Origin of the sequence: Xanthomonas sp. SI, assembly GCF_014236855.1 — a bacterium.
In the GTDB taxonomy this organism is placed as follows: domain Bacteria; phylum Pseudomonadota; class Gammaproteobacteria; order Xanthomonadales; family Xanthomonadaceae; genus Xanthomonas_A.
Window position 1 is genome coordinate 2,843,447 of record NZ_CP051261.1, and the last position, 18,583, is coordinate 2,862,029.

Annotated in this window: 19 protein-coding genes; all 19 read right to left on the reverse strand. The window is 66.6% G+C overall.

The window, feature by feature from the left end:
• Nucleotides 1–11 precede the first annotated feature (11 nt).
• The 19 genes from HEP75_RS11775 to flgK all read right to left on the reverse strand — a co-directional run bounded on the left by HEP75_RS11775 (nucleotide 12) and on the right by flgK (nucleotide 18,573).
• Nucleotides 12–626, reverse strand: coding sequence for an acetyltransferase (locus tag HEP75_RS11775; protein WP_255423836.1), 615 nt, complete (start codon nucleotides 624–626; stop codon nucleotides 12–14).
• 11 nt (nucleotides 627–637) lie between these two features.
• Nucleotides 638–1,777 carry an aromatic ring-hydroxylating dioxygenase subunit alpha gene (locus tag HEP75_RS11780; protein ID WP_185823662.1) on the reverse strand — a complete coding sequence of 380 codons (1,140 nt, stop codon included), beginning with the start codon at nucleotides 1,775–1,777 and terminating at the stop codon, nucleotides 638–640.
• Between the two features lie 13 nt (nucleotides 1,778–1,790).
• Nucleotides 1,791–2,525, reverse strand: a complete 735-nt coding sequence (locus HEP75_RS11785; RefSeq protein WP_185823663.1) for a NeuD/PglB/VioB family sugar acetyltransferase — start codon at nucleotides 2,523–2,525, stop codon at nucleotides 1,791–1,793.
• Nucleotides 2,444–3,166 (reverse strand): SDR family oxidoreductase, encoded by a 723-nt coding sequence (locus tag HEP75_RS11790; RefSeq protein WP_255424102.1) that lies wholly within the window; start codon nucleotides 3,164–3,166, stop codon nucleotides 2,444–2,446. The genes HEP75_RS11785 and HEP75_RS11790 overlap by 82 nt, the downstream gene beginning before the upstream one ends.
• Nucleotides 3,167–3,219: 53 nt before the next feature.
• On the reverse strand, nucleotides 3,220–3,987 hold the full coding sequence (locus HEP75_RS11795; RefSeq protein ID WP_255423837.1) for an SDR family oxidoreductase: 768 nt from the start codon (nucleotides 3,985–3,987) through the stop codon (nucleotides 3,220–3,222).
• Complete coding sequence (locus HEP75_RS11800; protein ID WP_185823664.1) at nucleotides 3,984–5,024, reverse strand: ketoacyl-ACP synthase III; 1,041 nt, start codon at nucleotides 5,022–5,024, stop codon at nucleotides 3,984–3,986. Before HEP75_RS11800 ends, HEP75_RS11795 begins: the two co-directional genes overlap by 4 nt.
• 1 nt (nucleotide 5,025) lies before the next feature.
• Nucleotides 5,026–5,250 carry an acyl carrier protein gene (locus HEP75_RS11805; RefSeq protein WP_003466862.1) on the reverse strand — a complete coding sequence of 75 codons (225 nt, stop codon included), beginning with the start codon at nucleotides 5,248–5,250 and terminating at the stop codon, nucleotides 5,026–5,028.
• Nucleotides 5,247–6,422 carry a DegT/DnrJ/EryC1/StrS family aminotransferase gene (locus HEP75_RS11810; RefSeq protein ID WP_185823665.1) on the reverse strand — a complete coding sequence of 392 codons (1,176 nt, stop codon included), beginning with the start codon at nucleotides 6,420–6,422 and terminating at the stop codon, nucleotides 5,247–5,249. The genes HEP75_RS11805 and HEP75_RS11810 overlap by 4 nt, the downstream gene beginning before the upstream one ends.
• Before the next feature lie 280 nt (nucleotides 6,423–6,702).
• The gene (locus HEP75_RS11815) at nucleotides 6,703–8,193 is read right to left on the reverse strand and encodes a sigma-54 dependent transcriptional regulator (RefSeq protein WP_185820147.1); all 1,491 of its coding nucleotides are present in this window, start codon (nucleotides 8,191–8,193) and stop codon (nucleotides 6,703–6,705) included.
• Complete coding sequence (locus HEP75_RS11820) at nucleotides 8,190–8,573, reverse strand: response regulator transcription factor (protein WP_010341669.1); 384 nt, start codon at nucleotides 8,571–8,573, stop codon at nucleotides 8,190–8,192. The genes HEP75_RS11815 and HEP75_RS11820 overlap by 4 nt, the downstream gene beginning before the upstream one ends.
• Before the next feature lie 13 nt (nucleotides 8,574–8,586).
• Nucleotides 8,587–9,984, reverse strand: a complete 1,398-nt coding sequence (gene rpoN, locus HEP75_RS11825; protein ID WP_185823666.1) for an RNA polymerase factor sigma-54 — start codon at nucleotides 9,982–9,984, stop codon at nucleotides 8,587–8,589.
• A gap of 272 nt (nucleotides 9,985–10,256) precedes the next feature.
• Complete coding sequence (locus tag HEP75_RS11830) at nucleotides 10,257–10,889, reverse strand: response regulator transcription factor (RefSeq protein WP_185812904.1); 633 nt, start codon at nucleotides 10,887–10,889, stop codon at nucleotides 10,257–10,259.
• 94 nt (nucleotides 10,890–10,983) lie between these two features.
• On the reverse strand, nucleotides 10,984–11,562 hold the full coding sequence (locus HEP75_RS11835; RefSeq protein ID WP_185812903.1) for a PilZ domain-containing protein: 579 nt from the start codon (nucleotides 11,560–11,562) through the stop codon (nucleotides 10,984–10,986).
• Complete coding sequence (locus HEP75_RS11840; RefSeq protein ID WP_185823667.1) at nucleotides 11,559–11,861, reverse strand: hypothetical protein; 303 nt, start codon at nucleotides 11,859–11,861, stop codon at nucleotides 11,559–11,561. The genes HEP75_RS11835 and HEP75_RS11840 overlap by 4 nt, the downstream gene beginning before the upstream one ends.
• The gene (gene fliS / locus HEP75_RS11845; RefSeq protein WP_185812901.1) at nucleotides 11,858–12,277 is read right to left on the reverse strand and encodes a flagellar export chaperone FliS; all 420 of its coding nucleotides are present in this window, start codon (nucleotides 12,275–12,277) and stop codon (nucleotides 11,858–11,860) included. Before fliS ends, HEP75_RS11840 begins: the two co-directional genes overlap by 4 nt.
• Before the next feature lie 169 nt (nucleotides 12,278–12,446).
• Nucleotides 12,447–13,781: a flagellar filament capping protein FliD gene (fliD, locus tag HEP75_RS11850; RefSeq protein WP_185812900.1), complete on the reverse strand. Its 1,335-nt coding sequence runs from the start codon at nucleotides 13,779–13,781 to the stop codon at nucleotides 12,447–12,449.
• A 197-nt stretch (nucleotides 13,782–13,978) separates the two neighbouring features.
• Nucleotides 13,979–15,163 carry a flagellin gene (locus tag HEP75_RS11855; RefSeq protein ID WP_185820143.1) on the reverse strand — a complete coding sequence of 395 codons (1,185 nt, stop codon included), beginning with the start codon at nucleotides 15,161–15,163 and terminating at the stop codon, nucleotides 13,979–13,981.
• Nucleotides 15,164–15,496: 333 nt separating this feature from the next.
• Nucleotides 15,497–16,702: a flagellar hook-associated protein FlgL gene (gene flgL / locus HEP75_RS11860; RefSeq protein WP_185823668.1), complete on the reverse strand. Its 1,206-nt coding sequence runs from the start codon at nucleotides 16,700–16,702 to the stop codon at nucleotides 15,497–15,499.
• Nucleotides 16,699–18,573 carry a flagellar hook-associated protein FlgK gene (gene flgK, locus HEP75_RS11865; protein WP_185823669.1) on the reverse strand — a complete coding sequence of 625 codons (1,875 nt, stop codon included), beginning with the start codon at nucleotides 18,571–18,573 and terminating at the stop codon, nucleotides 16,699–16,701. Before flgK ends, flgL begins: the two co-directional genes overlap by 4 nt.
• Nucleotides 18,574–18,583: the final 10 nt, after the last annotated feature.

The following is an 18,583-nucleotide window of genomic DNA, read 5'->3' on the forward strand; positions in this document are numbered from 1 at the left end:
GCTGGTATATGTCATGGTCGTCCGCCGTTGAGAATATGTGCGCCTTGAGGCATCAAGGCATCATGAAAGCAGCGATCCGGCAGGGCAGCCGGCAGCATGCTAGGCAACAGCCACTCGCAATGGCGGCCGATCTTGGCCTTGGCTGGGGCAATGCAGCCCCGGCCCAGGGTGCTGCATTGCCCGATCTCCACGTCGTGGCCCAGCAGGACGCCTGCCTGCAAGGTGACGCAAGCACCCAGGCGCACGTTCTGCTCGACGATCACTTGCCGCTCCAGCCAGCTACCGGGACCGATGCTGCTGCCGAAAGCCAGGTTGCAGCCGGGGCCGACATAGACATTGCCCATCAAGCGCACGTCGGTATCGACGTGGGCATGCGGCGAGACAAGATTGATCGTGCGATAGCCGGCCAGGCGCACGTCGGCCAGCAACTTATGCCGCGCATGGTTGACCGCGCGTTCGTCGAGCGCGATGAACACCTCGGTGGTGCTGGCAACGTAGCGCGCCAGCAGTTGGCCAAGATCGAAGTTGTAGTGGTCGGCCGACGTCAGCGCTAGACGCGTATGGACAAGCCCGCAGTCCTGCGCGGTACGCTGCGCCTGTTCCAGCGCAGCGCCTTCGCCCAGCAATACGAGCGACTTCATGTCGGCTCTCCCAGCACGTTGGCGCGATACCACAGATGCTGCAGCACCAGTTGGGTTTCGTAATCGCCGTGCATGAACTTCCGGGAATGGGGGCCGAGAACTGCTTGCATGCGCTCCAGTACCGCGGTGTCTTCGGCGATGACCTCGTGTTCGATGCGAATCAGCGCGCTCAGCAAGGCGGTGAAGTCCGTGCGTTCGCTTTTTCGGCGAGCGGTCATCACCCACAGGTGGTAGTCGGTTTCGTGCGCGGACACTGGATCGTATTGTTGCAGCACGAAACTGTCGCCACGCACGCTGTAAAAGTTCACATTAGGGTAAATGAACCAGTTATAGAAGGCCGATTCCTCGCCGTAGCCATCGCAAAGCGCGCTATACCAATTCGCATGTGGCGTGATCGACGCTTTTGCGGGGAAGCTCAGTTCGCTCAGGGCAGGGCGCATACGCGATTGTAGAAGCTCCTGTATGTGAGACGGAACGTTAGCCGGGCGCTCCACATTAGCGGAAGGCTTACGTGCGTCCGCCATCAGCGGGCTGAACGTCTTGGGATGGACGAACGGAACATGGTTGTAGTCCTTGACGTTCTCCATGTTCAACTTCCAGTTGTAGCGCACGCGGTGGCAGCTGTAGATGATCTGCGAATCCAGGTGCATCGACGCTGCGCGGATATCCTCCAGAAACTCGGGCGAGAACTGCTCCTGCAGCGGCAGCGGATCGTCCGAGAAGTTCACGAACAGTAACTGGCCGATCTGTTCCAGACGGAACTGGGTCAAGCAAATGCCGGCTTTTTCTTCGGCACTGAACTGGTACAGCCCGGAATTGGGCAGTCCGCGCAGCTCGCCTTCCGCGCCGAACGACCAGGCGTGGTAGGGGCAGACCAGCGGACGCTTGCCCTGGCGTTCGATCTGGATCGCCGACTGACGGTGCGGGCACTGGTTGAGGAAAGCACGGATACCGGCGTCGGTGCGCTGGATCAATACCGGTATGCCTGCCACCTGGCGCGAGAAGAACTGGTTGCGTTCCCGCACCATCGAGGAAAAGCCGACGAAATTCCACAGCTTGCCGAACAGCCGCTGCTGTTCCAGGCGCAGGGTGTGCTCGCTGATGTAGTGCTCGGCATCGAGTGCGTGGCGGGTCATGGTGCGGGTCCTGCTACCTGCTGAAGATGGTGCGTGCGGGATTGCCGGCCACGGTGACGTTGGGCGGAACGTCCTTGACCACCACGCTGCCGGCGCCGATCACCGCGCCATCGCCGACGCTGATCCCCGGGATCAGCGTGGAATGCGGGTGGATGACCACATCGCTGCCGATGCTGACGCCGCCGCCGATGAACACGAAATTGCCGATCTGCACGTAGTCGCCGATCGTCACGTCGTGACCGACGATCGTGGTGGACAAGATGGTGACGAATTCGCCGATGCGGCTATCGGCGCCGATCGAGACGCCGACTTCGAACACACTGCCGCGCCCGATCGGGGTGGCCGAGGCTTCGCGCAGGCGCGGGCGCAGCACCATGAAGTCCGCCCCGCGCGCGATCAGAGGCTGGCTGTAGCGGCGGCGCGCGGCAGGATCGCCCAGCGCGCACACGAAGATGTCGCCCTCAACGGGCTGGTAGCTGTCAGGATCCCCAACGATGGGCCAGCGCGTGGTCCGGCCAAGCTCGCTGCGGCTATCCAGGAAACCCTTGATGTCCCAGAGCAGCCCATGTTCGGGATCGTCGTGACAGGCCATGGCCGCGATGCCGCGGCCGAAACCGCCTGCGCCGACGATCACGACGTGCGAGGGTGTTGTGTGGACGCCGCTGCTCACACGAATTCGATGCCTCCATCCATGCTGACGGCCTGCCCGGTGATCTTGCTGCTGGCATCGGAAAGAAAATACAGGCATGCCAGGGCGATGTCCTGCGGCTTGCCCACGCCCAGCGGATAGCGCTTCTGGTTCTCCTCGAACCAGGCCTTGTCCTCGGTGATCAGCGTGGTCTCGACCAGTCCGGGACACAATGCGTTGGCGCGGATCTTGCGGCGCGCCAGTTCCAGCGCCAGCGGACGCAGCGTACCCAGCAGTGCGGCCTTCGAACCGGCATAAGGACCGACGCCGACAGTGCCGGTCAACGCCGCGATGGACGAGAGAAAGACGATGGAGCCGCTTGGGCGAATGGACTGACGCGCGAGCAGGTGCCGGGTCAGCATCACCGGCGCGATGTAGTTGATGTCCATTACTTCTTTGAGGAAGGACTCGGAGACAAGCTTCATCGGCGCCAGGCCGCGGATGCCGGCGCTGTGCACCAGCCCATCGATCGCACCGCACTGCGCTGCCAACTGCTGCAGGGTGGCTGCCTCGCTCAAATCGCCGACGAACAGGCGATGGCCTTCTCCCTCCAGCGAATCCAGCGTGGCGGTCAGCCGTGTGGCGTCGCGTCCGCTGACGATCACGCTGGCTCCCGCCGCTGCGCAGGTCTGCGCGACGGCGACGCCGATTCCTTTCGAAGCGCCGGTGACCAGTACCGTCTTGCCCTGCAACCCGAACATCTCGCGCAGCAGCGTGCCGGTGGCGTGGCTAGCTGTCATGTCGGTCTCCGCAGTCATAGGCGCATCATCAGTGAGAGTCCGCCGTCGATGGTCATGGTGCTGCGCGTGACCCAACGGCTCGCGGCGGACAGCAGGTAGACGGCAGCCTGCGCGACGTCTTCCGCTGCGATGAGTCCAAGCGGGGTCAGGCCGATATTGGTGTCCATGTTGGCGGCCTGCCGCAACCCATCGAGCATCGGCGTGTCGACATAACCTGGGGCGATGCAGTTGGCGCGGATGCCTTGCCTGCCGTGCTCCAGTGCCAGTGTGCGCACGGCCGCCTCCAGGGCGGCCTTGGCGGCGGCGTAGCCGGTGGCCGCCTGCGGCGCCGCACGGGCCGCCAGCGCCGAAACGAACACCAGCGAGGCGCCCTGGCGCAGCCGTCGCTTGTACAGCAGTTGCTGGGTCAGCGTGATCGGTGCCAGGTAATTGATCGCCAGCATCTGCTGCAGGTGTTTCTCGGCAGCCATTCGGAACGGCACCAGCGCTGCCACGCCGGCACAGGAGACCAGGCCATCGTAGCCGTCGGCGGCATCGAGCAATCGCTGGCGGGTCGGCGCCTCGCTCAGATCGCCTGCCACCACGCTGTGACCGCTGCCGTCCAGCGCGGCGGACACCGTTTGCAGTCGCTCCGGGTCGCGTCCATTGAGCACCAGCCTGGCGCCCAGTCGGGCGCAAAGCGTGGCGGTGGCGGCGCCGATGCCCGAGGACGCTCCGGTCACCAGCACGACCTTGCCGGTCAGGTCGAAGGCCTCGGTGGAGATGGTGGCGGTCACGGTCACGACTCGATCAGATCAGGAAACACCGCGCCTTCGATATCAATCAGGCAGGTACCCCACGACAAGCCGATGCCGAAACCGCACAGCAGCACGCGCTTGCGGCCCGATTCCAGTTCCTTGTTGATGCGTGCGGTCATGGTCACCGGCAGCGAGGCGCCGCTGGTGTTGCCGAAGTCGCGCAGGGTCGAAGGCACTTTTTCCACCGGCAGGCCGAGCTTCTTGCGGATGGTTTCGTTGATCATCCGGTTGGCCTGGTGGAACACGAAATAGTCGATCTCGTCCTTGGACACGCCTGTGTAGTCGAGCAGTTTCTGCACCGCTGGCGGCACGCGCTGGGTGGAGAAGCTCAGCACTGCCACGCCGTCCAACTGCAGGTCTATGCCGCGGTGCCAGGCATCGTTCTCGTCGGCGCGGAACGGCATCAGGTGCTGGATGCCGACCGGCTCGCGCTGGCCGCCCACCGGCAGGATGATCGCCTTGTAGCCGCTGCCGTCGCTGTTGAGGTCGAAATACATCGGCGCGGCGTCGGCGCTGAATTCCAGCGCGGTGGCGGTGCCGGAATCGGAGAAGATCGGGTCCTCCAGGTTGGCGCTGCGGTCGCCCACCAGCAGCAGGCCTTTCTTGACTCCGCCGGCGGCGATCATCGAGCCCAGCAGGTTGATGCCGAACGGATAGGCCGAGCAGCCCAGGTTGACGTCGAAGGCGACGGTGGCATGCGACAGGCCCAGCCGGTCCTGCAGGATGATCGCGGTCGCGGGGATCGGATAGTCCGGCGACTGGGTGACCACGATCAGCGCATCGATTTCCTCGCGCTGCCATTGCAGCCGTTCGATCAATACCTGCGCCGCATCGAACGCCAGGTCGGAAAAACACTGCCACTCCTGCGCCATGCGCCGGGTCTCGATGCCGATGTTGCGCACCAGCCGCTCGCGCTCGGAACGGATCTGCGGCCGGCAATCGGTCAGGTTGGAGACGATGCGCTTGGGCACGCAGGTCGCCATGCCGGCAAAGCGCACGTTGTGCAGCGTGGAAGTCGGCATGCTACGCCTCGGTCAGCTGGTAGAGGTCGCCCACGGTGACAGCGGCGGCCAGGTGCTCGCCGGTGATGGTCTTGCCGTATTCCATGTCGAACATCACGATCACGCCGAGCGCGGCGAGCGAATCCCATTCGGGAAGCTCGCGCAGCACGGTGTCCGTTGTCACCTCGACCGGCGTCTGGAAATCGGTCGCCGACAGGAAATTCTCGATAAACGTTGCTTGGCTCATTCTTGTTCCACAGGGTGGGCGGAGGAGGGAACAGTCGCCGGAGGGCGACCGCTTTTTGCAGCGGCTGGCACAGTAGCGCCGGCGATCAGGTTGGCGATGGTTTCCACGTCGCCGGCGCTCAGGCCGGGATAGATCGGCAGGCACAGCACCCGCTCGGATGCCTGCCGCGCCACCGGAAGCCCGGCCGGCGCGGCCGAGGGCAGGCCGCGGTACATCGGGAAATCGCTGATCAGCGGATAGAAGTAGCGGCGCACCAGGATCTCGTGCTCGCGCATCAGCTGATGCAGGCCGTCGCGGCTCAGCGGGAAGTCGTCCTCGATCAGGATCGGGAACGAGGCGTAGTTGGCCAGTTCCGGCGAGCGCGGCGCCAGGCAACGCACGCCGGGGACCTGCGCCAGGCGCCGCCGGTAGTCGGCGTCGATCTCGCGGCGTTGCGCCAGCGCACGATCGATGTGCTGCAGTTGCAGCAGGCCGAAGGCGGCGTTCACCTCGCTCATCTTGCCGTTGATGCCGGTGGCCACCACCGTGGTCTCGTCGACGAAGCCGAAGTTCTTCAGCCGGCTGATGCGCTGGTAGGTCTTTGCGTCGGGGCAGACGATGGCGCCGCCTTCGAAGGTGTTGAACACCTTGGTGGCGTGGAAGCTGAGCACGCTGAGGTCGCCGTGGCGCAGGATCGAGCCGCCGTCGTCCTTGACCCCGAAGGCGTGCGCGGCGTCGTAGATGACCTTGAGGTTGTAGGTGTCGGCGATGCGCTCGATCGCGGCGGTGTCGCACGGCGTGCCGTAGCAGTGGACCGGCATGATCGCGGTGGTCTGCGGGGTGATCGCGGCCTCGATCTTCTGCGGATCCAGGTTCAGCGTGACCGGGTCGATGTCCACGAACACCGGCTTGATCCCTTTCCAAAGCAGCGAATGCGCGGTGGCCACGAACGAGTAGGGCGTGGTGATCACCTCGCCGGTGACGCGCAGCGCCTGCAGCGCGGTGAGCAGGGCCAGCGTGCCGTTGGTCAGCAAGGCCAGGTGTCCCACGCCCAGGTACTCCGCCAGCGCCTTTTCCAGCGCCCGGTGCATGTCGCCGCCGTTGGTCAGGATGCGGCTGCTCCAGATCTTCTCCAGGTACGGCACGAACTCGTCCAGGGGAGGCAGCAGCGGACTGGTGACGGGAATGGGCATGGTGGCCTGCGTGGGTGCGTGTGAGAATCCGCGGCGCGGATCGTTGCGACGGGGTTCTGTTCTGAAAGCAAGCCATATGCCAACAGACGTGTCCACTGCTTCCGCGTTCGCCTGCGGGAAGCGCGCGACGATCCCCATCGTTCGCGACACAGCCGCATCGGGCCGGCCGGACGCGCGTCCGGAAAGCATGCGATGCGTAGAGGGGAGGGTACTTCAGTTTCTAGCCGCGGTCGTTCCGTAGCGCAGCAAGCGCGCGACGACGCGGATCGCGAACGCGCGCTCAGCCGGCAAGTTCGGTCTGGTCGCGGTCGATGCCGTACTTGCGCAGTTTCTCCACCAGCGTGGTGCGACGCAGGCCCAGCAGCTGCGCCGCATGCGCGACCACGCCCTGGGTGCGCTCCAGCGCTTCGTTGATCAGCGCCAACTCGATGTTGGCCATGTGCCCGCGCAGGTCCAGGCCGCTTTCCGGCAGCGTCGACGCGGTCTGCGCGGCCGCTTCGGACGGATCGGCGAACGCCTTGGGACCGACATGCAGGTCGACCACGTTGGGCACGCGGCGCGGATCGGGCGTGGCGATCGGCGCCAGCGGCGCCGACACGTCGATCGAGGAGGCGAAGTCGCCGCGGTAGCGCGCCGGCAGGTCCTGCACCCGCACCAGTCCGCTGGGATGCAGCACCGCCAGGCGTTCGACCAGGTTGGTCAGCTCGCGCACGTTGCCCGGCCAGTCGTAGCCGCGCAGCGCCTGCAGGGCTTCTTCGGAGAAGCGCACTTCGCCGCGTCCGGTGCGCGCCAGCTGCGCGGCGATGGTGTTGACCAGCGCCGGCAGGTCGTCGCTGCGCTCGCGCAGCGCCGGCATCTCGATCGGGAACACGTTGAGCCGGTAGAACAGGTCCTCGCGGAACTGGTTGCCGGCGATGCGCTCTTCCAGGTTGCGGTGGGTGGCGGCGATCACGCGCACGTTGCAGCGGATGGTGACGTTGCCGCCGACCCGCTCGAAGCTGCGCTCCTGCAGCACGCGCAGCAGCTTGACCTGCATCGGCAGGCTCATGTCGCCGATCTCGTCGAGCAGCAGGGTGCCGCCCTCGGCCATCTCGAAGCGGCCCTTGCGCGCCGACAGCGCGCCGGTGAAGGAGCCTTTCTCATGGCCGAACAGTTCGCTTTCCAGCAGATCCGGCGGAATCGCGCCGCAGTTGATCGCCACGAACGGGCCATCGCGGCGTGGCGATTGCTGGTGGATCGCGCGTGCGACCACTTCCTTGCCGGTCCCGGATTCGCCCAGCACCAGCACGGTGGTGTCGAACGCGGCGACCTGGTCGATCAGCCGCCGCAGCCGTACCACCGCGGCGCTGTTGCCGGTCGGGCCGCTGTCCTGCACCGCGCCGGCCTGGTGCTCGGCGTCCAGGCGCTTGAGGCTGGCGCGGCGCAGCAGGGTTTCCAGCTGCGCATGGCGCAGCGGCGCTTCCAGCTGCCATACGTTGGCCTCGTGCAGGCCGTGGCGCTGCGCGAACGCCTGCGCCTCGCCGTGGAGCAGCAGCACCGGTGGCGGCAGCGGACTGCGCGCGACCCAGCCGAAGAACGCGTCGGCCTGGGCTTGGTCGTCGAGTCCGCCGACCAGGATCGCCATCCACTCGGTCTGCCGGTGACGGCCGGGATTGACGTCGGCCACGTCGGTCACCCAACGCGGGTTGAGGTCCATGAATTCGAGCAGGCTTACCGTGCGTTCGGCGCGGACCGCGTCGTCATCGATCACCAGGATGCGCGATTCGCTCATGCCGGTACTCCCTCTGTGCGTAAGCCCTCCAGGATCGGCATCACTTCCTGGATATAGGACAGCTTGCTGACGAAGTTGTCGGCACCGGCGCGCATGGCGTGCTCGCGGTGCTCGGCATCGTCGAAATGGCTGGCGATCACGATGTACGGGGCCTGGTCCTGGGTCTTGATCAGGCGCGTGGCCTGCAGGCCGCCCATTTCGGGCATGGCCAGATCCATCAGCACCACCTGCGGGCGCAGCGACTCGGAGCGTTCGATCGCCTCCAGGCCGTTGGCGGCGCTGCCGATCACTTCCATCCAGTCCAGCTTGCGGAAGTGGCGCATCGCGGCGTTGATGAAACCTTCGTGGTCGTCGACCAGAAGCACGGACAATTTGTTCATGTGCATTGTTTCCTTAGCCCGCGCGGGCCAGCAGCGGTTTGGCGCGACGGCGTTCGCGGGCGGGGGCGATATCCAGTTGTTCACGGTACTTGGCCACGGTGCGCCTGGCCACGTTCACGCCCTGGCGCGACAGCAGGCCGGCGATCGCCTCGTCGGCCAGCGGCCGCCCGGACGGCTCGGATTCGATCAGGCGCCGCACCATCGCGCGCACCGCCTGTCCCGAAACCGCGGCGCCTTCCAGGCGTACGGCGAAGAAATGCTTCAGTTCGAAGGTACCACGCGGCGTCTGCAGGTACTTGCCGGTGGTGATGCGCGACACGGTGGATTCGTGCATGCCGATCGCGTCGGCCACTTCCTTCAGGGTCAGCGGCGCCATCGCTTCCTCGCCCCTGACCAGGAACGCGGCCTGGCGTTCGACGATGGTGCGGGTGGTGCGCAGCAGGGTCTCGTAGCGCATCGACAGGCCGCGGGTCAGCCAACGCGCCTCCTGCAGCATCTCGCGCAACGGCGCCGCCGCCTCGCCGGCCTCGGCCAGGGCGCGCTCGTGCATCGGATTGACGGTGACGCGGTGGGTGGTGGCCGGGTTCAGTGCCACCCGCCAGGTGCCGTCGCTGTGCCAGGCGACCACGTCCGGGATCACGTGGCCCAGGTTCTCCGGCAGCAGGCTGTCGCCGGGGCGCGGCTGCAGCGACAGGATCAGCCGCACCGCTTCGCGCACGTCGTCGGCTTCGGCGTCCAGAAGGCGCGCCAGCAGCGGGTAATCGTGGCTGGCGAGCAGGTTCAGATCGCCGGCAAGGACGCGTGCGGCCAGATGGCGGCCGGCGACGCGGCCGGGCAGGGCGGCCAGCTGCACGCTCAGGCATTCGCGCAGGTCGCAGGCGGCCAAGCCGGCGGGGTCGCCGTGCAGCAGCCGCTGGCGGATCGCTTCCACCTGCGCGGCGGAGCGGTCGAAGCGCGCGCAGGCGAGCAGGGTCAGCGTGTCCAGCGCGCCGTCGAGGTAGCCGGCATCGTCGCTGTGCTCCAGCCAGAACGCGGCCACTTCCAGGTCGCGCTCGTCCAGTTCCAGCGCCAGGCGCTGCAGCACGCGCAGCTGCGGATCGGTGGACTCGCCGGCGGCGATGCGTTGCATGCGGTCGTCTTCGCCCTCGCTCCAGCCGGCGGCGGAGATGTCCCACATCGAGGATTCGGGCAACTCGTCGAACGCGGCGGTTTCCAGTGTGTCGTCGTGGTTTACCACCGGCTCGAGCACGCCTTCCGGCTCTTCCAGTTCCAGCAACGGATTGGTTTCCAGCGCGCGCCGGATTTCCATTTCCAATTGCATCCCGTCCAGTTGCAGCAGCCGGATCGACTGCAGCAATTGCGGGGTCAGGTGGAGTTGCTGGCCAAGCTGGGCGGAGACGGTCGGCTTCATGCGAACTTCCTCGGTTTGGCGCCAACCCTCTGGCGCCCGTGGAATGCATAGTGCTTGCCACCTGACGGTAACAGAATCAGGGCGTTCCTGAGCGGGGTAGTCAAATTCCCGACAGCATGTGGGGAAAATCCCTACATCGGCGTAGGGGGCGCCGGTCGATCGGCGCTGCAGAGTCAACGCTGGCGGGCTTCGACGGTTTCACGGCGGCAGCTGAGCGGTTAAGGCAAGCCGCATGCCAGTGCGGTGCGTCGGGAACCCGTTCCCGGCTGCGCTCAGATCAGTTCGTTCTGGTGGCGCGCGGCCAGCAGGACCAGATCGTTGGCGCGACGGCAGCCCAGCGATTCCATCATTCGTGCGCGGTGGGTCTCCACCGTCTTGACGCTGATCCCCAGGTCCGAGGCGATTTCCTTGTTGCTCTGGCCGCGGCCGATCTGGCGCAGGATCTCGCGCTGCCGCGGCGACAGCGCGGCGACGCCGACCGGGCGTTCGCGGCCCAGCATCGGCGCGATCATCTTCGACGAGATCTGCGGGCTCAGGAACACCTGGTTGAGGCTGGCTGCGCGCAGCGCCAGTTCCAGTTCCAGCGGCGCCGCATCCTTGACCACGAAGCCGGTGGCGCCGCGGTCCAGCGCGTCGCGCACATGCACCGGGTCGTCGTGCATCGACATCATCACCACGCGGGTCTTGGGCGAGGTGTGCAGCACGTCGGTCAGGGCGTCCAGGCCACTGCGCCCGGGCAGCGACAGGTCCATCAGCACCAGATCGGGGCGGTGCAGGCTGGCCAGGTCCACCGCTTCCTGTGCGTTGCTCGCCTCGGCGATCACGTCGATGTCCGCGAACGTCTGCAACAGCCGGCTCAGGCCGGCACGGACCAGGGTGTGATCGTCGACGATGATGACTCGCACAGTGGGAAGATCTCTCTACTCTAGTACCGCACCTTAGCCGAGCGCGCCGTCGCCGCCAACCACGCGGTTCCGCGGCGGGGCGGCCGCGGGCGATTCAGCGCGCGCGCCGGCTGTCGGCGATCTGCCGCCGGTGCAGGCGGAACAGGTGCCGTTCCAGGGCCTCTTCCAGGCCTGGCGGCTGTGTCTCGAATCGTAGCCAGAGATAGAAACCACCGCCAGCGGCGGCTTCGGCCAGTACCTGGACCGGCAGTTCCAGGTGATCAGGGAGCCAGTCCGAGGGCTGCAGGCGCAGCAAGCCGGCCGCGCCCGGCAGCGCGCCCGAGCGCGATCCCAGTTCCAATCTCAGGCCGCGGCGCGACCAGCGCACGGGGCGCAGCGGCAGGCCTTCCTCGTGCTGCCGGGCCAGGCGGCCGAGCAGCACCAGCATCAGGTCGAGCTTGGCGTCCATGCGCTGCAGTTGCAGCGGCTGGTCGCTGCGCTCTTCGCCGCCGTCCTCGCTGCGCAGGTCTTCGACCTGGGCCAGGCCGCGCAGCAGGGCTTCGCCGGCGCCGAAGCGGCCGATGCCGTTGCCCAGCTTGAAGTCGGCCGGCAACGCCAGTTCGCAGCTGAGGGTGTCGTGGAACAGCTCGGCTTCGGCAGGGTGGTGTACGGCGCCGTCGGACGCGCTGTTCATCTCAGCGATCCGGCCTGCGAATAGGCGCGCGCGGCATTGTTGGACAGGCGGTTGGCGCGCAGCCAGTTGCCGGCCTCGTCGCGCGCCTGCAGCATCTGCGCGATCACCGCTTGCTGCAGTTTCAGCAGCGAGCCGATGCCTTCGCGCGAGACGTCATTGCCGGCCTGCTGCAGGTATTCGCGCAGGTGCTGGTCGTGCTCGGCGACCATGCGCTCGGCCAGCGCGTGGTCGTCGCCCTGCAGCACCAGCTGCAACTGCTGCAGTTCGGCGTGCAGCGCTTCGATGCTGACCGCGATCATACGGCGGCGACCGCGGCGAGTTCGCGTTGCTGGACGGGAATGGCGTTCCACGCCGCATCGATCTCGCTGAGCAGTTCCAGCGATTCGACCAGCGCGCTGTCGTCGTTGTGCAGGTTGGCTTCGGTGAGCCGGTGCATCACGTAGTCGTACAGCGCCGAGAGATTGTTGGCGATCTCGCCGCCAGCTTCGTGGTCCAGCGAGCCGTTGAGGTGGCCGACGATGGCGCAGGCCTCGCCTATCGCCTTGCCCTTGCGCGCCTGGTCGCCCTGCGCCAGGCAAGCCTGGGCCTGGCGGATGCGCTGGCACGCGCCGGCGAACAGCAGCGCCACCAGCTTGTGCGGATCGGCATCGGTGATGCTGGTGGACACGCTCATCTTGCGGTATTGCTCGGCGTATTGGCGACTGGAACCGTGCATGGAAAACTCCCTCGGGTGGCCTGGTGCCGCGCTGCCGCGCCGGACGGCGAAGGCGCCGCGGCGGCGGTACGTGCTGCCAGTCCGGAATGACTGTCGATGCTAAAGATATCGGCCGCTGCCCGGTCGGACTTGAGCGCCGGCAGCGTCTTTCATTCCGATGCCGTTGCCGCTACGAAGAGAACTGCTGGGAGAGGCTTTGGCTGATCGTCTGCATCTTCGCGACGATGGTGTCCATCGCGGTGAACCTGGCGGTGTAGTTGGTGGTCAGCGTGTCCATCCGCTTGTCCAGGTCGCTGAGCTGGTCGGTCAGGTCGGTGATGTGCTTGTTGAGCGTGGCGGTGCGCTGGGTGATGGTGCCGCTGGTGACGTCGAGATTGCTGTTCAGCAGCGTGGTCACACCGGCGGTGAAGCTACCGTCGGTGCCGAACATCGCCTTGGCCGAGGCCGGGTCGCTGGCGATGGCGCTGTCGAACTTGGCGCTGTCGAAGCTCATCGTCCCGTTCTTGTCGATGGTCACTCCCATCGCCTTTAGATCCACGGTGTTGTCGCTGACCTGCTTGCGCAGCGACTGCTGCAGCCCGCGCACCATCGAGTCGCCGGTCAGCGCCGAGGCCTTCTTGTTGGTTGCGTCGTAGGCGCTGGAGGACTTCAGCAAGGTGTTGGCGGTGTTGTAGGCGGTCACGAACGCGGTGAGGTTCGCCTTCAGGCTGCTGCTGTCGTTGGCGATGCTCAGGCTGTACTTGGTGCCTTCCGCGGCCTTGGTCAGGTTCAAGGTGACGCCGGGCACGAGGTCGGCGATCGCATTGCTGCTGGAAGTGCGCTCGAAGCCGTCCACGCGCACGACCGCATCGGCCGCGGCCACGGTCTGGGTCAGGCCGCCGCTGCTGCCGCTGCTGTAGGTCAGCGCGGCGAGTCCGCCGTTGCCGCCGGCACTGGTGATGGTCAGCGCGCCCTTGGTGCCGGAATCGACCGCGTTGAGCACCAGGTGGTCGCCATCGTCGGCGCTGACCACGCTGGCGGTCACGCCGCTACCGCCGGCTGCCTTGTTGATCGCGGCGGCGATGTCGCTGAGCTTGCTGTTTTCGGCAACGGTGACGTTCAGCGTCTTGTCGCCATAGCCGATCGTCAAGGTGCCGTCGCCGACCACCGCGTCGTCGGCATAGGCGGCCGAGGTCAGCTTCTGCCGTTCGGCCAGCTTCACCACTTCCACGCTGTAGTTGCCGGCGGTGGCGCTCTCGGTGACGCTGGCGGTATAGCCGGCGCCGTCGGCGACGGTGGCCTTGACCGCGCTCTTGTCGGCGCTCTTGGCGATCGCGTTCATTGCGGTCTGCAGGTTGGACAGCGCCCCCTTGATCGTGCTCAGCGCCGAAAGTTGGGCGCTGGACGCGGTGCCGTCGGCGTTGATCCGGTTTTCCTGCGGTGCGCGCTGGGCGGCGACCAAGGTTTTGACGACTGCGGCGACGTCCATGCCGGAACCGACGGAAGACAGCGATGAAGTAGCCATGGGTGGGCTTCCTTACGATAGCGGGCACGGAGGCCAGCGGTAGATAGGGGTATCGGCGGCGGACGACAGTTCTTGAGGCCGCGCACGCGTCGGCGATGCCCGGGAGGTCATGCAAATCCTGTGCCTGCGGGCGGCCAGACGCAAAAAAGCCCCTCCTTGCGGAGGGGCTTTTGGTCTTGCCGGTGTCGAGCGGGCTGTTACTGCAGCAGGCTCAGCACGTTCTGCGGGACCGACTTGGCCTGCGCCAGCATCGCGGTACCGGCCTGCTGCAGGATCTGCGTGCGGGTCAGTTCGGCGGTTTCCTTGGCGTAGTCGGTGTCGCGGATGCGGCTACGCGAGGCCGACAGGTTCTCCGAGGTGGAGCTCAGGTTGGCGATGGTGGAGGTGAAGCGGTTCTGCACCGCACCCATGTCGGCGCGCGAGGAGTTGACCGCGGTCAGCGCCTTGTCGACGATTTCCAGGGCCTTCTGCGCACCGGAGAAGGTGGAGATGTCCAGGTCCTCCAGGGTGCTGGTGGTGCCGGCGACGGCGGTGGCCGAGGTGGCGATGCCTGCGCTGCTGAAGGTGACGCCGGTGGCGCCGGTGGCCGAGCCTGCGGTGAAGGAGAAGTCCTTGCCGGCCTTCAGCGATTCCAGCTTCAGTGCGCCGGTGGTGCTGTCGACCGAGGCATAGACGCCGGTCTGGTCCAGCTTGTCGTTGATCGCGGCGGCGATCTTCTTGGAGATGTCGCTGCCGGTGTCGCCGACGGCGACGGCGACCGAGGCGATGCTGGCGCCGTTGACCGACATGCCGGAGAAGCTGCCGCTGGCGGTCGCGGTGCCGGAAGCCAGGGCAGCCGAGCCGGTCTGGGTGGCGGCGAAACCGGCCTTGCCCAGCGAATCGACGTTGGCGTCGACGATGCTGTTGATGCCGATGGTCTGGCCGGCATCGGCGCCGACCTGGAACAGCGCGCCGGAGAACGAGCCGTCCAGCAGCTTGGTGCCGTTGAAGCTGGTCTGGTTGGCGACGCGGTCGATTTCCGAGGTCAGCTGCTTGACTTCCGAGTTCAGCGCCTCGCGGTCGGTGGCGGAGTTGGTGGCGTTGGCCGACTGCACCGACAGCTCGCGGATACGCTGCAGGTTGTTGCCGATTTCAACCATCGAGCCTTCAGCGGTCTGCGCCAGCGAGATGCCGTCGTTGGCGTTGCGCGAGGCGACGTCCAGGCCGCGGATCTGGGTGGTGAAGCGCTCGGAGATCGCCAGACCGGCGGCGTCGTCCTTGGCGCTGTTGATGCGCAGGCCGGAGGACAGACGCTGAATCGTCGTCGCCATGCTCGCGCTGGTGCTGTTGAGATTACGCTGAGCGTTCAGCGACATTACGTTGGTGTTGATTACCTGTGCCATTTTGATATCTCCTCTAAGCGATTTATCCGGCAACCCATCGGTGCCTGGAGCCTCCGCAGGGGGGCCATCAATTGGCCGTTGCCGCTGCTGAGATAAATAACGGCGCGATGTCAACAACCTTTAGCGATTCGCTGCGGAAATTATCGCGATGCGGCGAACCGGGAGCCTGTGGCACGCGCGGCGAAGAGCTTGTTTCGGCCGCGCTTTGCCAAACTTTAGCGGTCCGTTGATGACGTTTCCAAGACCCGGCAGCGATGACGAACTCGGTATAACGGCAAAAGCCCGGAGGCATCGCCGCGCTCCGGGCCTTCGCTTATAGAGTGGAGTCGGGATTCAGCGGATCATGTTGAACAGCGACATCGACTGCATCTGGGTGAAGATGGTCTGCGCCGACTTGAGCGCGGCCTGTTCCAGCTGGTACTGGCCGATCGCATCGGCGTAGTCCAGGTCGCGCAGCGAGGACAGGGTGGTCTTCAGCGTCACTTCGTTGGATTCGCGCAGTTCGGCGGCGCTGTCGAGCGCGGCCAGCTGCGCGCCGCCGGCGGCGCGCGCATCGATCATCTTCGCCGAGGCCTGGCTGATGTCGCGCATCGACGACTGCAAGGTGTTCTGCATCGCCGCCTTGTCGGTGGCGGTGAGCGGGTCCGAGTTCAGCACGTTGACCAGATCGGTGATGGTGGAGAACACGTCCTTGTTGGTGGAGGCGCCGATCTGGAAGCTGTCGCCGACCGCCGGCGCGCCGTCCAGGCGCATCTTCAGGCCGCCGAAGCTGAGCGTCTCGCCGGCGGCATAGGTGCCGGTGGTGACCACGGTGCCGGTGCCGTCGCGCACTTCGTAGGCGTCGGTGGCGGTGAAGGCGACGCTGTAGCTGCCGCCGTTCCAGCCGCCGGCGCCGGAGTCGCGGCTGTAGTCCAGCAGCAGCCCGGTGCCGGTGTTGGTGCTGGCCGCATGCGCATCGACGGTGCCGTCGCCGGTGCGGATGCGCATGAAGATCTCGCTGCCGGGCAGGGCATCGGCGACCTGGGTGTCGGCCGCCACCTCCACGCTGCGCTGGGTCTGGTCGCCGCTGTAGACCACGCTGCCGTTGACCACCGCGAACGGCGCCTTGTCGTCGGCGGCACCGGCGAACAGGTAGCGGCCGCTGCCGTCGGTGCTGTTGGACAGGCTGAGCAGGCTGGCGTGCAAGGACTTGAGTTCGGAGGCGATCGCCTTGCGGTTGTCGGTGGTCAACGCCGAGCTGTTGGCTTGCACGGTCAATTCGTTGACCCGCGCCATCAGGTCGCCGGCCTGCGACAGCGCGTTCTCCTGCAGGCCCAGGCGGTTCTGCACGTTGTTGGCGTTCTGGCCGAAACGCTCCAGCTCCGCTACAGCGCGGTCCAGGTTGACCGCGGTGCCGGAGGCGACCGGGTCGTCGGCGGCGGTGACCAGGCGCTGGCCGGTCGCCAGCTGCTGTTCCAGATGCGAGATCTTGGCCTGCTTGCCTAGCATGTTGTTGACCGACTGGCTGAACATCATGCCGGTGGAAATACGGTTGCTCATCGGATCGCACCCAGGATGGACTGGAACATCGTGTCGGCGGTGGAGATCAACTGCGAGGCGGCCTGGTAGGCCTGCTGCAGGCGCAACATGTCCGAGGCTTCCTCGTCCAGGTTGACGCCGGAGACCGAATCGCGCGCGTCCTGCGCGCTGGTGTGGATCACGTCCTGCGCGTCGGCCGCGTAGCTCGCCTGCCGCGCCGCCGAGCCGATCGTGGTGGTGAGTCCGGACACCGCGCCATTGAGGGTGATGGTGCCGCCGTTGAACGCCTTGGCATCGTCCAGGTTGGACAGGGTCAGCGCGTTGCCGTTGTTGCTGGAGCCGGCGCCGGTGGGTTTGACCGCGAAGGTGTCGCCGGCCACCGGCGCGCCGTCCAGGGTCATGCTCCAGCCGTTGGCGCTGATGGTCTGCCCGGCGGTATAGGCGAACGGACCGGCGCCGTCGATGGTGTATTGGTTGGCGTCGATGAAGGCGATGCTGGAGGGCGTCAGCAGATTGGCGTTGCTCGCGTTGGTGGCGCGCACGTTGCTGAGCTTGCCGGTGCCCAGGTTGTCCAGGTCGGCGCTGCCGGTGACCGGCGTGGCCGCGGCGATGCGCGACGGGTCGGTGATCGCCACCGCCAGGCCGGTCACCGCGTTGGCGGTGGGCTGCAGCAGGAACTTGTCGCCGGCGGCGGCGCTGCCGGACACCTGCAGCGTCACCCCGTTGACCACGAACGGATCGGTGCTGCTGCCGGTGCCGGTCATGGCCACGCTGGCGCCGGTGTCGGCGCGGCTGGCGGTCCAGGTGCTGCCGTCGAACTTCAGCAGCAGGTTCTGCCCGTCGAGCTTGCTCAGGTCGCCGACGCTGGCGCTGAAGCTGGCGTTGCCGGTGTTGGCGGCATTGGAATTGACGCTGGGCGCGGACAGCGAGAAGAAGTCGCTGCCCAGGTTGCCGTACAGGTCCACGCCGGCCTTGTGCTGCTGGTTGTAGGTGACTGCCAGGCCGGTGGCGATGCGCCCCAGTTCGGCCTTGGTCGGGTCCAGCACGCTGCTGCGGAACTCGAGCAGGCCGCCGATCTGCCCGCCCAGCGCGCTGTCGCCCAGGGTGATGGTGGTGCCTTGCGCCTTCAGCGCGACCTGCAGGCGCCCGGGCTGGTAGGGATCGGTGACCGTGGTCAGGGTCGAGGCGGTGGTGCCGACCACCATCGCCTGGCCGCCGGAGGTGTAGACGTTGATCGCGCCGCCGTCCTGCTGGATCGCGTTGCCGCCGGTGTAGCCGACCAGCTGGGTGATCAGCGCATCGCGCCGGTCGAGCAGGTCCGGCGCGGCCGAGCTGGAGTCGCCGCCGATCTGGCCGTTGATCTTGGCGATCTCGCTGGCCAGGCGGTTGGCTTCGGTGGTGGCAGAGAGCAGGCCGTTGTTGACCTCGTTGCCGAGCGAATCCATCTGCCCGTTGAGCTGCTTGAAGCGGGTCACCAGCGAGACGGCGTTGTCCAGCACGTTCTGCCGGGTGGCGGTGGCCGAGGCGTTGGACGACAGGCCGGTGGTGGCGTCGAAGAAATTCGACCACTGCCCGGAGATGTTGGTGGCCTTGTCGGAGAACAGCCCGTCGACGCGGTCGGACAGGCTCGACAGCTGCTTCAGCCGCGACAGTTCTCCGCCGCTGTCCAGCAGCCGCGAGGTCGCCAACTGGTCGGCGACGCGGGAGATGTCGGTGATCTTGGTGCCGTTGCCGATGTAGTCCGAGCCGTACTGGGTCGGCGTGGTGGTCGCGAATGCGACCCGCTGCCGGCTGTAGCCGTCGGTGTTGATGTTGGCGACGTTGTGGCTCACGGTCGCCAGGGCGCGCTGGAAGGCGATGAGGGCGCTGGTGCCGGTGGACAGGACGGACATGGGCGGCTAC

What these genes read in the sequence shown, in the direction of transcription:
- HEP75_RS11780 (WP_185823662.1), bottom strand. Translation starts at nt 1,777, where the DNA reads ATGACCCGCCACGCACTCGATGCCGAGCACTACATCAGCGAGCACACC.
- HEP75_RS11785 (WP_185823663.1), bottom strand. Translation starts at nt 2,525, where the DNA reads ATGCCTGTATTTTCTTTCCGATGCCAGCAGCAAGATCACCGGGCAGGC.
- HEP75_RS11790 (WP_255424102.1), bottom strand. Translation starts at nt 3,166, where the DNA reads ATGTTCGGGTTGCAGGGCAAGACGGTACTGGTCACCGGCGCTTCGAAA.
- HEP75_RS11800 (WP_185823664.1), bottom strand. Translation starts at nt 5,024, where the DNA reads ATGCCGACTTCCACGCTGCACAACGTGCGCTTTGCCGGCATGGCGACC.
- HEP75_RS11805 (WP_003466862.1), bottom strand. Translation starts at nt 5,250, where the DNA reads ATGAGCCAAGCAACGTTTATCGAGAATTTCCTGTCGGCGACCGATTTC.
- HEP75_RS11810 (WP_185823665.1), bottom strand. Translation starts at nt 6,422, where the DNA reads ATGCCCATTCCCGTCACCAGTCCGCTGCTGCCTCCCCTGGACGAGTTC.
- HEP75_RS11815 (WP_185820147.1), bottom strand. Translation starts at nt 8,193, where the DNA reads ATGAGCGAATCGCGCATCCTGGTGATCGATGACGACGCGGTCCGCGCC.
- HEP75_RS11820 (WP_010341669.1), bottom strand. Translation starts at nt 8,573, where the DNA reads ATGAACAAATTGTCCGTGCTTCTGGTCGACGACCACGAAGGTTTCATC.
- rpoN (WP_185823666.1), bottom strand. Translation starts at nt 9,984, where the DNA reads ATGAAGCCGACCGTCTCCGCCCAGCTTGGCCAGCAACTCCACCTGACC.
- HEP75_RS11835 (WP_185812903.1), bottom strand. Translation starts at nt 11,562, where the DNA reads ATGAACAGCGCGTCCGACGGCGCCGTACACCACCCTGCCGAAGCCGAG.
- HEP75_RS11840 (WP_185823667.1), bottom strand. Translation starts at nt 11,861, where the DNA reads ATGATCGCGGTCAGCATCGAAGCGCTGCACGCCGAACTGCAGCAGTTG.
- fliS (WP_185812901.1), bottom strand. Translation starts at nt 12,277, where the DNA reads ATGCACGGTTCCAGTCGCCAATACGCCGAGCAATACCGCAAGATGAGC.
- fliD (WP_185812900.1), bottom strand. Translation starts at nt 13,781, where the DNA reads ATGGCTACTTCATCGCTGTCTTCCGTCGGTTCCGGCATGGACGTCGCC.
- HEP75_RS11855 (WP_185820143.1), bottom strand. Translation starts at nt 15,163, where the DNA reads ATGGCACAGGTAATCAACACCAACGTAATGTCGCTGAACGCTCAGCGT.
- flgL (WP_185823668.1), bottom strand. Translation starts at nt 16,702, where the DNA reads ATGAGCAACCGTATTTCCACCGGCATGATGTTCAGCCAGTCGGTCAAC.
- flgK (WP_185823669.1), bottom strand. Translation starts at nt 18,573, where the DNA reads ATGTCCGTCCTGTCCACCGGCACCAGCGCCCTCATCGCCTTCCAGCGC.